Source organism: Enterococcus sp. DIV2453a (genome assembly GCF_050533535.1).
In the GTDB taxonomy this organism is placed as follows: Bacteria; Bacillota; Bacilli; order Lactobacillales; family Enterococcaceae; genus Enterococcus; species Enterococcus faecalis.
On record NZ_CP172899.1, the window covers coordinates 1,688,219 to 1,703,707 of the forward strand.

16 protein-coding genes are annotated in these 15,489 nt (G+C 36.7%); 2 read left to right on the forward strand and 14 right to left on the reverse strand.

Annotation, left to right across the window (positions count from 1 at the left end; translation table 11 throughout):
- Positions 1-28 precede the first annotated feature (28 nt).
- On the reverse strand, positions 29-1,864 hold the full coding sequence (locus IGK03_RS08315; RefSeq protein ID WP_104802069.1) for an LTA synthase family protein: 1,836 nt from the start codon (positions 1,862-1,864) through the stop codon (positions 29-31).
- A gap of 208 nt (positions 1,865-2,072) precedes the next feature.
- On the opposite strand from IGK03_RS08315, the gene IGK03_RS08320 reads away from it, so the two are divergent.
- Both IGK03_RS08320 and IGK03_RS08325 read left to right on the forward strand, forming a co-directional pair.
- Positions 2,073-2,222: a hypothetical protein gene (locus tag IGK03_RS08320; RefSeq protein ID WP_002357118.1), complete on the forward strand. Its 150-nt coding sequence runs from the start codon at positions 2,073-2,075 to the stop codon at positions 2,220-2,222.
- A gap of 150 nt (positions 2,223-2,372) precedes the next feature.
- Positions 2,373-2,732 (forward strand): iron chaperone, encoded by a 360-nt coding sequence (locus IGK03_RS08325; protein WP_002400669.1) that lies wholly within the window; start codon positions 2,373-2,375, stop codon positions 2,730-2,732.
- A 199-nt stretch (positions 2,733-2,931) separates the two neighbouring features.
- Here the strand turns inward: IGK03_RS08325 and IGK03_RS08330 are convergent, their stop codons facing one another.
- The 13 genes from IGK03_RS08330 to IGK03_RS08390 form a co-directional block, all read right to left on the reverse strand.
- Positions 2,932-3,282, reverse strand: coding sequence for a DUF2200 domain-containing protein (locus IGK03_RS08330; protein WP_002360043.1), 351 nt, complete (start codon positions 3,280-3,282; stop codon positions 2,932-2,934).
- Between the two features lie 227 nt (positions 3,283-3,509).
- Positions 3,510-3,725 (reverse strand): hypothetical protein, encoded by a 216-nt coding sequence (locus IGK03_RS08335; RefSeq protein ID WP_002357102.1) that lies wholly within the window; start codon positions 3,723-3,725, stop codon positions 3,510-3,512.
- Positions 3,726-3,936: 211 nt separating this feature from the next.
- Entirely contained in the window at positions 3,937-5,298 is a 1,362-nt protein-coding gene (locus tag IGK03_RS08340; RefSeq protein WP_002371997.1) for a deoxyguanosinetriphosphate triphosphohydrolase, read from the reverse strand.
- 16 nt (positions 5,299-5,314) lie between these two features.
- Entirely contained in the window at positions 5,315-6,139 is an 825-nt protein-coding gene (locus IGK03_RS08345) for a toll/interleukin-1 receptor domain-containing protein (RefSeq protein ID WP_002400675.1), read from the reverse strand.
- Positions 6,140-6,492: 353 nt separating this feature from the next.
- Positions 6,493-7,791: a phosphopyruvate hydratase gene (gene eno / locus IGK03_RS08350; protein WP_002357098.1), complete on the reverse strand. Its 1,299-nt coding sequence runs from the start codon at positions 7,789-7,791 to the stop codon at positions 6,493-6,495.
- A 131-nt stretch (positions 7,792-7,922) separates the two neighbouring features.
- Positions 7,923-8,678 carry a triose-phosphate isomerase gene (tpiA, locus tag IGK03_RS08355; RefSeq protein WP_002362045.1) on the reverse strand — a complete coding sequence of 252 codons (756 nt, stop codon included), beginning with the start codon at positions 8,676-8,678 and terminating at the stop codon, positions 7,923-7,925.
- A gap of 48 nt (positions 8,679-8,726) precedes the next feature.
- The gene (locus IGK03_RS08360; protein ID WP_002357094.1) at positions 8,727-9,920 is read right to left on the reverse strand and encodes a phosphoglycerate kinase; all 1,194 of its coding nucleotides are present in this window, start codon (positions 9,918-9,920) and stop codon (positions 8,727-8,729) included.
- A gap of 126 nt (positions 9,921-10,046) precedes the next feature.
- Entirely contained in the window at positions 10,047-11,048 is a 1,002-nt protein-coding gene (gap, locus tag IGK03_RS08365) for a type I glyceraldehyde-3-phosphate dehydrogenase (RefSeq protein WP_002357093.1), read from the reverse strand.
- 39 nt (positions 11,049-11,087) lie between these two features.
- Positions 11,088-12,125: a sugar-binding transcriptional regulator gene (locus IGK03_RS08370; RefSeq protein ID WP_002357092.1), complete on the reverse strand. Its 1,038-nt coding sequence runs from the start codon at positions 12,123-12,125 to the stop codon at positions 11,088-11,090.
- Positions 12,126-12,545: 420 nt separating this feature from the next.
- Entirely contained in the window at positions 12,546-13,424 is an 879-nt protein-coding gene (locus IGK03_RS08375; protein WP_002357090.1) for a YitT family protein, read from the reverse strand.
- A gap of 142 nt (positions 13,425-13,566) precedes the next feature.
- Complete coding sequence (locus IGK03_RS08380) at positions 13,567-14,136, reverse strand: TIGR01440 family protein (RefSeq protein ID WP_002365825.1); 570 nt, start codon at positions 14,134-14,136, stop codon at positions 13,567-13,569.
- Entirely contained in the window at positions 14,133-14,639 is a 507-nt protein-coding gene (locus IGK03_RS08385; RefSeq protein WP_002357086.1) for an ECF transporter S component, read from the reverse strand. The genes IGK03_RS08380 and IGK03_RS08385 overlap by 4 nt, the downstream gene beginning before the upstream one ends.
- Entirely contained in the window at positions 14,623-15,459 is an 837-nt protein-coding gene (locus tag IGK03_RS08390) for a bifunctional hydroxymethylpyrimidine kinase/phosphomethylpyrimidine kinase (protein WP_002385835.1), read from the reverse strand. The genes IGK03_RS08385 and IGK03_RS08390 overlap by 17 nt, the downstream gene beginning before the upstream one ends.
- Between the last annotated feature and the right edge of the window lie 30 nt (positions 15,460-15,489).

Consider the following 15,489-nt stretch of genomic DNA (forward strand, 5'->3'; position numbering starts at 1 on the left):
AAACACACGAATATTTCGTGTGTTTTTTTTAGCTAAAAAATTGATTTTCTAAACTATATTGCTTCCCTGAAACAATGTCATATTGAATCAGTCGGTATTCCTCATATAGTTGTTCTTGCTTTTTATTCATTTCTACTGTTTTTTTCCATTCCCCACCGAGATAGTAATTCCCCTTTTCAAAAGCAGGCAATTGTCCTTGTACCTCATTTAACATAGCGTAAAATCCCGATTGCGGTAAACCGCTTTGTTGGAAAAGTGAGGGAGCAAAATAAAATGGACTAATAGTTGCTTGATGCTGATTTTTTTCTGTTAACTGGTTCGCCGTATCATACATTAGAAATTCTGTCTGGTGAAGGGCTGCCCCTTCATTCAACGCTTGAATGTTTTCATCATAAATACTTGGTAAGTGATCTCCCCAAAAAACGACTAATGTGCGTTTGGGCATTTTTTCGATTTCTTGTAGGAAATTTTTCAAAGCTTCGCTACTGTAGGCAATATCTTGCAAGTAATTATTGAGCGCGACTTGATTGCCGTTTCCTTGAGAAAAATAATTGGACGTTGTGTATTTATTTTCATAGGGCATATGTGTTTGCATAGTAACTAAATGAATGAATTGCGGTTGCTCTTTTTCTTTAAGCAGTGTCGTCACTTCCTGATACGCTGCTTGATCTGAAATGTAAGGATTATTTTCTAGTTTATCCGTATAGTTCATTGTTTTTTCATTGATAAATTGATCAAAACCTAAAATTTTATACACATCTTTTCGTTTATACATAGATGTATTGTACGGATGAATAGCCGTTGTTTGGTACTTTTGTTCCTTAAGTAATGAAACAATGGAAGGCAATTCCGTCATCTTAGGAATCATCATCGTATAAGGTGTAGTCATTTGGGCATTCATTAATTCCATCGAAAAACTTGTTAGGGCTTCAAATTCAATATTCGCAGTTCCGCCCCCGTAGTTTTGTGAAAGCATCTGGCCACTGTAAGTTTTATCAGCGATTTGCTGATAATCAGCTAAAGGGTTACCAATAATGGACAAACCTTTCAGATGATCTGGATTTGAAAAACTTTCACTCATGACAAACACAATATTTGGTTGCTCATTGCTCGGCACTGTTTTCGCCTCGGCCAACTTTTGATATTTCTGAGTAATTTCTGAAATAGCTTCTTTTGAATAACCCTTTGGTTGGTCCATAGCCTCTACTTTTAAATTATATAGAAAACCACCAATAAATCCTGTATTGTAGTAATTCATTTTTTGGCTGTAAGGAATCCATAACGCGGTTTTATTATAGGCTTTACGTAACAAATTTTGCGGATTGTTAAAATCACCAATATATGAAAATAGACCAATCGAAAGAACAAGACTTAACACACGAATCGTTTGTTTTTTCTTCGATAAAAAGAAACTTTTATAAAAGGCTTTTCCTAAGAAAAAAAGTGCTACACAACCTAACGCTACCACAAAAACAAACGGCCATAAACCAACCATTTCTTTTAATAAACTAACTTCTGTGATCATTTTTAAGTCGTCTGGGTAAATAGGTTCGACACGATAAAACATCTTTTGATAGTCCGCAAATCCTAAAACACCTATTATGACACTATATAAAAGAGCGCCAACTCCTAATGAGCCTGCCAAACTACATAAAAAAAGTAAAAAAACGCTTAGCACAAAACAACCTAAGAAAAACTTTTCCGTATGCCACGAAAAAGCAAACTTGAAGGCTAAATCAACAGACAAGTTATTCTGACACCATTGCAAATATAAATTACTAAAAATAATTAATAAGATGAACCCGATTCCATACAAAAGGTAGCGGTAAGGCCATCGTCTAAATTTCTCAACTCTCTTTTTCACATCGATCTCCTATTCAAAAACTAGTAATGTATTTATTTTATGCTTCTTGAAAAAGAATGTAAAGAAGTAGCTAGCAAAGAAGTCTAAGGAATGGTAAAGAAAAAATGTTATTTGTTGCAAAAATAATTTTCCAGTGGTATAGTAACAATGGAATTTCGTTATCAGTTATCGTCGCCTTTTTAGAGTACTTTATGAAAGGAGAATAACTATGACTTACAAAGTAAAAAACATTCAATACCGTATTCAATTAGACACAGACAAAAATATTTTCATTGTTTTCGATGCAAAAAATGAAAGTAAAACAGCAACTGGTCACACAATTGAAGAAGCAATTGCACACTTAAAACAATTAAACTAAGGAGTGACAAACATTTCCATGCAAGACCCTTTAGGTAGTTATTTAAGCTAAAAGCCGTTTAGTAAAGAAAAAATACTAGACGGTTTTTTTGTATCCTCTTCGCCTTTTATTTTTTACATAGTATACTGAAACAAACGGAGGTGTTTTTAGATGACCATCATTGCAAACTATATACGCCAGCAATCCCAACATCAAACACAGTTAACAGAAATCTACCAAGCAATTTTAGCGGTTGTTCCTCAGGAGACTACTGAAAAAATTGCTTATGGAATGCCGACCTTTTACTTAAATGGCAATTTAGTGCATTTTGCGGCGGCCAAGCAACATTTAGGTTTCTATCCTACGCCATCAGCCATCCAACGTTTCAGCAAAGAATTACGCCCTTTTAAAACCTCGAAAGGTGCCATTCAATTTCCCTACACGCAAGAGTTACCTCTTTCGTTAATACAGGAAATAGTTAAATTCCGTGTACAAGAAAACATGAAGAGCGTGGGACAAAAATCACTTTGAATTTTTGTCCCACGCTCAAAAACTGATAAACGGCGGGAACAGAAGCAACTCCTTCGGAAATAAGCCGAAATTCTCCAAAAATTAAAGAACAATTTTTGGAAATTCCTTCTTATTGCTGAGAAACACTATTTGCAAAGCAAATAGATGTTAAACAGTACCTACTTGGTTCTCGGAGTTAAACACTTCTGTCCCGACCTCTTCATGTTCTTAAAATTTTTTCCATCGCTTTTCCCTTGGCCAACTCGTCGATTAACTTATCTAGGTAACGGATTTTTTGCATTAAAGGATCTTCAATTTCTTCCACGCGATAGCCACAAATTACGCCTTTGATCAATTGGGCGTTTTCATTAAAATTGGGTGCTTCTTCAAAAAATGTTTCCATCGTTACTTTTTGAGCCAATTGTTGTTGCAAGCCTTTTTCATCATAACCAGTTAACCAGTAAATAATTTCGTCAACCTCCGCTTGCGTTCGATTTTTACGTTCTGCTTTTTGGATATATAGCGGGTAAACACTGGCAAAGGTCATTGTATAGATTTTCGGTTTTGTCATTGGTTTTCCTACTTTCTGAAAAAATAACTCCTTCTCATTATACTATACTTCTCTTAAATTTAAACTTTAATACATGTTAAAAGAATAAGTGCCGTAAAAAATTTTTAAAAGCAGTAAAATTGACTCTTCTAGTAAAAATTTCTTTTGTTATTTTTCTTTATATAAGGAGCCCATTTTTTATGTTATTTAATCACAGGAACCTGATTCTATCATTGCAGAATAGGCTTTCATTCAGTATACTGTAAATAGAGGAACAAGAAACGAATTGGATAATTAGGCACTGAAAGAACGCACCACCGTTCTGAATGTTTCGAAACACACAACAGGTTATCGAAATGGCCATTGGAGAAAAATTCCTTTTTCTCCGAGGTTAGCGATTGTGACATGTTGCAATCGTTTTTTGTCCTTAAAATGTTGAGAAAAAGAAAAAAGGCACTTTGCATGTCAGCACCACCTGACAAACAAAGCCCTTCATAGACAGCACAACCTATCTATTCCAGTTGCCTTTTTTGCTAGTTACACTAGCTAATTTTAGTGTACCCGATTTTCAGTGAAATTACTAGCATCTTTAAAATTTTTACTGAAACGATCAGCCTGTGCACTGAACTAGTTTTCTTCAGCGGCGGCAACCGCTGAGAAGCTTTTTCTCAAATTTTAAGTGAATAATGTATCATAAACTTTTTTGGCATATCCATCCGTCATATTACATACAAAGTCCACCGCCATTTTCAAACGATAATAGTCTTTTTCTGCTTCTGTAGCGTTCTTTGCTTCTCTTCTATACAACGCTTTCGCGCTTTCCGAAATATTATTAAAGATTCGCTCCTCATACTTATTCATGGAAACTTTTTCGTATTTTAGTACGACTGGAACAAATTCATCTAGTAAACGATTGATGATATTGAAGCCCAATACCTCTTGATCCAAAATTGTTTTTGTTTGAAAAACATAGGCTCTAGAAAAGTTTTTTAATGCCTGAAAGCATTTCACTTCATCACAATCTTCAATGATAATTTCATTATGATAGATACCTCTCATAATTAAGTCATAATGATTAGCAAAATTTTTCGCTACGCTTTGACAAACAGCTCTTTGTGTCTTTCTCAAAAATTCTTGTAAGGTAGCTTCTTCTGTTTTATCTTTTTCTAACATTAAAAATTTTTTTGTTCCTGTTTGCCCATCAACAAACTGCTTTAAATCTTGATAGCTGTATAAACCATAATTATAGGCATCTTCGATATCTGAAAAAGTATAGGCGATATCATCTGAGGCTTCTAGCAAAAAGACTAATGGGTGTCGCTTATTTTGTGTTCCTGTCGCAAATTTAATGGCGTTAAACACTTGTTTTTCCGAGTAAAAATAGCCAACTTTTTTAGACAAAAGCTGTTGCTTATTTAATTGATCTGAAGATGCCGTATATTTGATAACTGTATCTAATGTCGTGGCAGTTAGTTTCATTCCTGCTTTAGAAGTCCCATTATCATGATGCAGTTTTGTTAAAAGTCGGATGGTTTGAGCGTTTCCTTCAAAGTTAAGAAAATCATTTTGTTGTTGCTCCGAAAAATCAGACCAACAAGCATACAAAGGACCATTTTTTTCAAACCAAATACGAATGGCTTCTTCCCCAAAATGTCCAAAAGGGGGATTGCCAATATCATGGATTAATGCAGCTGTTTCTAACAACCGATAGCATTCTGATAATTCCATAACCTCAATGTTTCGTTCGTTCAACTGTGAAATAACTAATCTAAGTATATCCCTGCTATGCATTGCCACTTCTAAGCTATGCGTTAAACGCGTTCTTACAAAATCATTACGTTCTAAAGGAAAAACTTGTGTTTTGTCTTGTAAACGTCTAAATGCATCACTTTTAATTACTCTACGATAGTCACTATCAAAAGATTTACGAAGTTCTGTGGCTAAATCAACTTGCTTATTTAACCAGTCATTTTGATATTGTTTACCATTATCAGAAATACGATATGTACCAACCAACTGACGCCAATTCATTTTCATTTATTACCTCCTCCAATTACTCTACCTTCTCTAAATAAGAGACGTAAATATTTTTACATTTACCAATATCACTGAATTCCCGATTGTTATACGCCTTATCCTTTTTCAATTTAAACCGCACTTTTTCGCCTTCTTGAAAAGTTCCCCACGTAAGAAAAAAGAATAGCCAATGGCTTTCATCCTCTGATAGCGTGTCTAAACCTAAACTTTTAGGCTCAATTAAGCTAGGTAATTTAAAACAGTCATACACCCCTTTTGCTGTGCCATACACAGGACGATGAGTGCTAAGAGTCGTTTCAAAATATCCCTTTTCATCAGGTTTTAAATAACTTGCTTGTCGAATCAGTTGTGTCAGTTTATTTTGGAATGGCTGAATATTTTTCTCAACGTTTAGTTCAAAATCTGGCTCAGCTTGTACATCTGTGTCATGAGATAACTTTTTTAATAAGCAGTTGATTTCATTAGTACTTGTCTTATCATTAAACGCAATCGCCAAACGCTCACTGCTAATAACACCTTTCATATCTTTCATAGAAAAATTATTTAACGCAATTGGATAGTGTTTATCTGATAGCATCCAAGAAGCACCCATTTCGTTTAAACATGGAATACTCTGATAATAATGATCAGATAAAAAATACAGCATGACAGGTTGATTGGTTAGCTCCCTTTTAATCGTGTCAAAAATTAATTCTCCTGGCTGTACACCTGTTTCAATAGCGGAACTATAAAAAATATCCTGTGTTCGAAACCCAAACTTTTTCAACAATTGGATAAACGCATCCACATATTCTTGATCCTTTGAACTATGACTAATAAAAATCTTTTTCCCGTTGCTCACTACTCAACATCCTCCAAGTTAAATTTGTATTTTCATTTTTTTGTGAAATTCTATACTATTTCTTTAAGCGTACAGCGTTATCTGAAACCAGTCAATACTAAAATTATAAAATAACAATTATTTTGTTTTATTAAATTTTTATATAATGTTGTTTTGTTAATGTTTTGTTATTTTTAAACAAGTGATTATAGAGCGATGTACGGTTGAAGTTATTTCTAATCTATTTTTTTCAATATTTTTATAAATATAAAAAAACACGCCTTTCTTTGCAGAAAGGCGTGTTTTTACGTCCGAGTATAAGGAGAATTGGTTCATTAACCAATTGTCCCTTTAAGCGTTATTCATTAAATGAATTATTTGTTTTTTAAGTTGTAGAAAGATTTTAAGCCTTTGTATTCAGCTACATCGCCTAATTGATCTTCAATACGTAATAATTGGTTGTATTTAGCAATACGGTCAGTACGGCTTAATGAACCAGTTTTGATTTGGCCAGCGTTTGTTGCAACAGCGATATCAGAGATTGTTGAATCTTCTGTTTCACCAGAACGGTGAGATACAACTGCAGTGTAGCCAGCTTCTTTAGCCATTTCGATTGCTTCAAATGTTTCAGTTAAAGTACCGATTTGGTTAACTTTGATTAGGATTGAATTAGCGATACCTTTTTCGATACCTTCAGCTAATTTAGTTGTGTTTGTTACGAATAAATCGTCACCAACTAATTGAACTTTGTCGCCTAATACTTCAGTTAATTTTTTGAATCCGTCCCAGTCGTTTTCGTCTAAGCCGTCTTCGATTGAAATGATTGGGTATTTAGAAACTAATTCTTCGTAGAACGCGATCATTTCTTCAGTTGTTTTTTCGCCTTCTCCTGAGTCAGCTAAAACGTAAACGCCTTTTTCTTTGTCGTAGAATTCTGAAGAAGCAGCATCCATAGCAAGAACAACGTCTTTACCAGGAACATAGCCAGCTTTTTCGATAGCTTCGATGATTACTTCGAAACCTTCTTCGTTTGAACCTAAGTTAGGAGCGAAACCACCTTCGTCACCTACTGAAGTAGCTAAGCCGCGACCTTTTAAGATTGAAGCTAATGCGTGGAATACTTCTGCACCCATACGTAAAGCTTCTTTGAATGTAGGCGCACCTACAGGCATGATCATGAATTCTTGGAAGTCAATACTGTTGTCAGCATGTGATCCACCGTTGATGATGTTCATCATTGGAGTTGGTAATACTTTTGTATTGAATCCGCCTAAGTAGTGATATAAAGGCACTTCTAGGTAATCAGCAGCAGCACGAGCTACGGCGATAGACACACCAAGAATAGCGTTAGCACCTAATTTACCTTTGTTAGGAGTTCCATCTAAATCGATCATTGCTTTATCGATAGCCATTTGATCGCGTACATCGTAACCGATGATTGCTTCAGCAATGATGTTGTTTACGTTATCTACAGCTTTAGTAACACCTTTACCTAAGTAACGAGCTTTGTCGCCATCACGTAATTCAACTGCTTCGTATTCACCAGTTGAAGCTCCTGAAGGAACCATTCCACGGCCGAAAGCTCCGCTTTCAGTGTAAACTTCTACTTCGATTGTTGGGTTACCGCGTGAGTCTAAGACTTCGCGTGCGTAAATATCAGTAATAATTGACATGTTTTGTCTCTCCTTTGAGTTTGTATTTATACTAAGGGGATTCCCTCATGTATGATTGTAGTTAATTCTCGCAAACTATGCAAACATTTTTTTGCAAAAGTCATTGAGAAAACGTTACCGTTAGTGATTTCTTATTTTACAGCATCTAATAAAGCTAGGAATGAGTCTGCTTCTAAGCTTGCGCCGCCGACTAAAGCACCGTCAACGTTTTCTTTTGCCATATATTCAGCGATGTTTTCTGGTTTAACAGAACCACCATATTGAATACGAACAGCTTCAGAAACTTCTTTGCCGTATAATTTTTCAACTGTTGAACGAACAACACCACAGATTTCATCTGCAATATTAGCATCTGCAGATTTACCAGTTCCGATTGCCCAGATTGGTTCGTAAGCGATAACCATTGAAGCAACTTGTTCGTTTGATAAACCAACTAAGCCGTTAGTGATTTGACCTTCGATCCATTCCGCTGTTTTACCAGCTTCATACGTTTCTAAAGTTTCACCACAACAGAAGATTGGTGTCATACCATTTGCAAAGATTGCTTTGGCTTTTTTATTGATATCTTCATCTGTTTCGTGGAAATATTCGCGACGTTCAGAGTGTCCGATAATCACATAGTTTACACCTAAATCGGCAATTGCAGCTGGTGAGTTTTCACCAGTGAAGGCACCAGCGTTTTCCCAGTAGCAGTTTTGTGCAGCTAATTTCACTTCAGAATCTTTTAGGTTCCAAGCTAAAGGAGCTAAGAATAATGCTGGAGATCCAATCACAGCGTCAACAACGTCGTTTGATGGAACAGCATTTTTTACTGCTTCTGCAAAGCTTTGTGCTTCGCTTAAAGTTTTGTTCATTTTCCAGTTACCAGCGATAATTGGTTTGCGCATGAAAAGCACATCCTTTTCTTTTTTTAAAAATATTGTCTTTTAAACTGATTATTTATCGTTAATAGAAGCTAAACCTGGTAAAGTTTTGCCTTCTAATAATTCTAAACTTGCTCCGCCACCTGTTGAGATGTGAGAGAATTTGTTTTCGTAGCCTAATTGAATTGCTGCAGCAGCAGAGTCCCCACCACCGATGATTGTTGTTGCGTCTTCTAAATTAGCAATCGCTTCACAAACACCAATTGTTCCTTTGGCAAAGTTACTCATTTCAAATACGCCCATTGGTCCATTCCAAACAACTGTTTTCGCACCTTGTAATTCGTTAGCGAATAATTCAATTGTTTTTTCACCGATATCCAAGCCTTCTTCATCATCTGGGATTTCAGTTGAAGGAACCGTGTGGAAAGGAGCGTCATTGCTGAACTCTTTAGAGACAACTGTATCAACCGGTAAAACTAATTTGTCGCCAGCTTTTTCCATTAAGCTTTTCGCTAAGTCCACTTTATCTTCTTCAAGTAAAGATAAACCAACACTATAGCCTTGTGCTTTCATGAATGTGTAAGCCATACCGCCACCGATTAAAATTTTATCGGCTTTTTCAATTAGATTTTCAATGACAGCGATTTTGTCAGAAACTTTTGCGCCACCCAAGATTGCTACGAATGGACGTTTTGGATTTTCAACAGCTTCGCCGATGAATTTAATTTCTTTTTCCATTAAGAAACCAGCAACTGTTGGGATACCAGTTGAAGCAATTCCAACGTTTGAGGCATGTGCACGGTGTGCAGTACCAAAAGCATCATTGACAAATACATCGCCTAAAGAAGCCCAGTATTTACCCAATTCAGCGTCATTGCCGCTTTCTTTTTTGCCGTCAACATCTTCAAAACGAGTGTTTTCAAATACTAAAACGTCGCCATCTTTCATATTGTTAACAGCGTCTTCTAATTCTTTACCACGTGTTTCTGGAACAAAAGTAACTGGTTGACCTAGTAATTCGCTTAAACGTTCAGCCACTGGTTTTAATGATTTGCCAGCTTTGTCTTCTTCTGTTTTTACACGACCTAAATGAGAGAAAAGAATTGCTTTTCCGCCATTTTCAATCACGTATTTGATTGTTGGTAAAGCCGCTACGATACGATTATCGTTTGTGATCACGCCATCTTTTAACGGAACGTTAAAGTCAACACGGACAAGGACTTTTTTGTCTTTTAAATCTACATCTTTAATTGTCTTTTTAGCCATGAGTAGACCTCCTGTATTGTCAATTTTAGGATTTTTCTTTTTTAAAAAAAGAAAGCGGAGAAGCGCGTTGCTTCCCCGCTTATTATTTCACAATTGTTCAAATTTCACTAATGATAAGAATGAATCTTATAAGTTAGCGAAGTATTCTAAAGTACGAACTAATTGAGCAGTGTATGACATTTCGTTGTCATACCAAGCAACAGTTTTAACTAATTGTTTGTCGCCAACTGTCATAACTTTTGTTTGAGTTGCATCGAATAATGAACCGTAAGTCATACCTACGATATCAGAAGAAACGATTTCGTCTGTGTTATAACCATAAGATTCGTTAGCAGCTTTTTCCATTACTGCATTTACTTCATCAACAGTAACTTCTTTGTCTAATACAGTAACTAATTCAGTTAATGAACCAGTAGCTACAGGAACACGTTGAGCAGCGCCATCTAATTTACCGTTCAATTCTGGGATTACTAAGCCGATTGCTTTAGCAGCACCAGTTGAGTTAGGTACGATGTTTGCAGCAGCAGCGCGCGCACGACGGAAGTCGCCTTTAGGATGTGGTCCGTCTAATGTCATTTGGTCACCTGTGTAAGCGTGGATAGTTGTCATTAAACCTTCAACAACACCAAAGTTGTCATGTAAAGCTTTAGCCATTGGAGCTAAGCAGTTTGTAGTACAAGAAGCGCCTGAAATTACAGTTTCTTCTCCAGTTAATGTTTCATGGTTTGTGTTGTAAACGATTGTTGGTACATCGTTACCACCAGGAGCTGAAATAACTACACGTTTTGCACCAGCAGTTAAATGTTTTTCAGCAGCTTCTTTAGAAGTAAAGAAACCTGTACATTCTAAAACGATGTCTACGCCTAATTCGCCCCATGGTAATTCTTCAGGGTTACGGTTAGCTAAAACTTTGATTTCTTTGCCGTTAACGTTGAATGAACCTTCGTGAACTTCAACTGTACCGTTGAAACGGCCTTGAGTTGTGTCATATTTTAACAAGTGTGCTAACATTTTAGCATCTGTTAAGTCGTTGATTGCAACTACTTCGATTCCTTCTACATCTTGGATACGACGGAAAGCTAAGCGTCCGATACGTCCAAATCCATTAATACCTACTTTAACTGTCATTAAAGATTTCCTCCTTATGAAAATCAAAAATTTTTTATTTTAAAGGGTTACCCCTTTTAAAATCTCGTTTGCAGCAGCTTCATCTGTGATGAGCCACGTTTGTTTTGGTGCATTTTTCATATATGCGCGAATGGCTTTGGCTTTCGTTTTGCCGCCCGCAATTGCGACGACATAGGGAATTTCTTGTAAGTTTTTTAATTGAAGACCAATTCGTGGAATTTTATAGACCACTTTTCCTTCTTCATCAAAGAAATAACCGAACGATTCTGCCACGGCATTTTTTTGTTTGAGCATAACCATTTCGTCATCAGACATTTTTCGGCGTGCCGCCATGTGCAACGCTCGACCAATACTGTGCACCACACAGTTGGCATGACTAATTAACGTAAGAACTTCTTGAATCGAGGGTTCTTGTAATAAACTATTATACGTTTCACGACTCAATTGTTCTGGGACATATAACGCCCGGTAGTTACCACCCGTTTTGTTGGCCATTACAGCACTAATTGAATTGGCTTGGACAGAAACTGCTTCACCAATCCCTCCTCTGGCTGGAACAAACAAATTATGACGTTTTTCAGTTTCTAGTGATCCCATATTTTCGGCCACCATGGCCATTGTTGTCCCACCCATAACCGCAATTGTATTCTCACCATTTGGTAAGAGTAAATTCAGCGTATTGGTTAAGACATCTCCAAAGTCCGAAAGAACTTTCTTTTGGATATCACTATCTCCTGCAACAACGATACAACGTTGAATGCCAAAGTACTGTGTCATTTCTTTTTCGATTTGGTGCATGCCAAGCAATTGATTCATGACTAATTCTAAGCCTTGGTAGACTTCCAAACCGCGTTCTGTTAATGTCATTCCGCTTTTTGAAGGTTCAATCAGGTTGAGCTGCTTCAAAACATCTGTTTCTGTACGCAAGACTCGCTCTGTAATTCCCATCGTTTCTGATAAACTTCTACGTCCAATAGGTTGCATCCAATAAATATTGCGAAGAATTTGGAATCTTTCTTGTAATACATCGAGCATATCTGGAGCAACTGCTTCAATCATTTTAAATTCTTTTAACATGATGCGCTCCTTTTGTGGGTCGAAATATGTCCAAGTAAGACTGAAAACGACCTATGAACTTTAAAAAAATAGAATTGATGTTCGTTTTTCCTACTATTTATTCATAACAGTATTAAAAGTACTTATCAATTACACACTTAGTGTACCAGTTTTTTTGGGTCTTTTCAATAAAAATGATTCTTTTTTCATCGTTTTCTTTCAAATCCAAACAAAGCATTCGTTTGCGAGAAACAATAGCGACTTATTTCCGAATAATTAGATTTAATTAAACCAAAAGCAAAGGATTTCACGAACGTCTTTCAATTAACTTCTTGTTTAAATGGGAATTTCAGGTCCTCACACAAAGCATTTTTTTACTTATTTTTCAAAAAAAGCAACGAAAGAATAGACACAGCCATTCTCTCGTTGCTTCATATCCTTTTATTTGTAATCTTCTTCGTAAAAACGTCCTAAAATTTTAACATTATCTGAGATGCTGACAAAGGCATTCGGATCACTTTCTTTCATGGCTGCTTCTAAACTTGGCAACTCAAAGCGTGTCACAATAGTTAGCAAAACAGTTTGGCGATCGTGGCGATACGCCCCTTCCGCTTCATGAATAATTGTAATACCGCGGCGCATTTTCTTTTGAATCTCATCCACGACTCGATCTGGGTTTTTAGTGACAATCATAACTTGCATTTTCTTTTGCTTAGTATAAACGGCATCTGTGACCTTCCCACTTACAAAAATTGATAACGCACTGTAGAACATGTACTGCCAGCCAAATAAATAACCTGCAACGAAGACAATTAGTGCGTTAAAATAAATTGAAATCGAGCCAACGGAACGCCCCGTTTTTTTCCGAATGGTAATGCTTAGAATATCTAAGCCCCCAGAAGAAACCCCGTTTTTTAAAACAAAACCAATTCCTGATCCAGAAATCGCCCCACCAAAAATAGCACAGATAATTGGATCTTGAGTCATCACCGTTTGCGGAACAATATGCATAAATAATGAAGTTAAAGTCACGGTAATGAAAGTAAAAATTGTAAACTTCTTACCTATTTTTTTCCACGCAATAAAGAATAACGGCACGTTTAAAAGATACAATGTAATGGAGACAGGCACATTAAAACCGACAATTTTTGTTGAGAGGGTTGTTAAAATTTGTGCCAAGCCTGTTAAGCCACTGGAATAAATATTTCCTGGTTGATAGAAAAAGTTCATGGCAATTGATGCAAGAATAGCATAGACAATCGACACGGAAAATTTTGTTGTATAGTCATGAACTGGCAGTCCGTCATAAATTTTTTTCATAAATAATAGCCTCGTTTCAGGTTTTCAATAAATTACATTTCTTTTCATATTATACGTGGTTTACCGAGAGAAAAAAAGAGATTCCTATAATAATTACGGAAGATTCATCAAATGTTTATAGAAATGAAAAAAGAACGAAATCTTAACGATTTCGTTCTTGGGTTGTTTCATAATGGGCTCTTGGTCCACCAATATATTTAGGACGAGAATATAATGCTGTAACATGGGCCGCACCTAACGTTCGAATGCTCAAGCGAAGAGGAACTTGCACATGTTTTACATGCATACCGATAGATGTATCGCCAATGTCAATCCCTGCTTGAGCAACAATATGCTCCACTTCCACAGGTTCATCAAATTTTTCAAAGGCAGCCACTGAACAAGAACCGCCAGCATGTAATTGTGGTACTACCGAGACAATTTCAAAGCCTTTTTCTTCAGCCACACGACGTTCCATCGCTAAAGCACGATTAATATGTTCGCATCCTTGGACAGCCAAAGAGATGCCTTTTTTATCTAATTGTTCAATTAAGGTTGAGACAATCCATTGTCCTACTTCGGCACTGGAATTTTTACCAATGACGCCACCTACTACCTCGCTAGTGGTACAACCTAAAACAAATAGGTCCCCTTTTTGTAAATTTCCTGCTGTAATGACTTCTTCTGTAATTGTCACTAACTGTTCTTTTAACATTTTTTCATCGATAGTCATTTGTTCATCCTTCTTTCTTCTAAACGACCATTTTTTGGTAACACACGTTTTAATGTTTGACTAAGAGGCAATGCTACAATCACCCCAAATAAGGATTGAATGATATTCCCTGGTAATGAGGCAATCCCCGCACCCACGCCATAAAGCCAGCTAGTCGCTAAAGCATACCCGCTAATCATGAGGAGACTGGCTAAAAGTAATCCTAGCGTTTGCATCTTTTTATTTTTATTAAAGAAGTGCCCTGCTAACCAACCTTGTCCGCCATGAATCAATAACGAAAAAACGAACCATTGTGGATAGCCTGACAATAAATCAATTAAACCACCGCTTAAAGCTCCGACTGTCAAGCCACCAATCGGACCAAAAAGTAAACTAGCAATGTAAATCCCTGCATCCGCCAATGTAACAAAGCCATTTGTTGCTGGGACGGGGATAATAAAGACCATTGACACAGCCACTGTTAAAGCGGTAATTACTGCATATAGACTAATTTTTCTTGTCATTATCCGCCACACCTCCTGCTAGTAATCCTTCATGCCACACACTTCCAAAAGCTGCATTTAGCTGGACCCCAGAAACAATGGCTTCATGAACGTATGTTTTTGCTAAATCAACTGCTTCAATTAACGGATATCCTTTAACTAAATTCGCACCAATTGCAGAGGCAAAGGAACAACCAGCGCCATCAATGGTGTGGGCCATTACTTTTTCTTTGACCAATTGAATATGTTGTTGTCCATCATAAAAAAAGTCACGTGCTTCTTGGCCAAGCCAACGATTACCACCTTTAATCACCACCGTTGCCGCTCCTAAAGAGTTTAACTCTTCCGCCGCTTGTTGAACTTCTTCGACGGTTGTTAATTTTCTGCCAATGAGTAATTCTGCTTCTTTTAAATTAGGCGTTATAATCGTTGCGAATGGAAAAAGTTTTTCAATCAATAACTGCATGTATCTTTTTTCATAAACTGAAGTCGTTTCTTTAAAAGCCAAGACAGGATCCAACACCACCGGCAGACCTGCGTGCTTTTTCAAAAAGGTTGCAATTTGTAGCATACTTTCTTCACTGTGAATCAAGCCAATCTTGATGCCGTCTAAACTCCCGGCAGGTATGGAAGCGAGTTGCTCTTTCACCAAAGAAGTCTCCAGGTCATGAATCTGAAAATGATTCTTGGGGGCTGTAGCAAGGCAAGTTAAAGTTGATAAGCCAAAGACTTGATGATTTTCAAACGTTTTTAAATCTGTTTGAATCCCGCCACCTGAAAAAGGATCGGAACCGCCAATTGTTAAAATTATTTTTGTCATTTGTTTCGCTCCTTTATACACTCAGTTATCATACAAAGTTTTCTAAAAAGA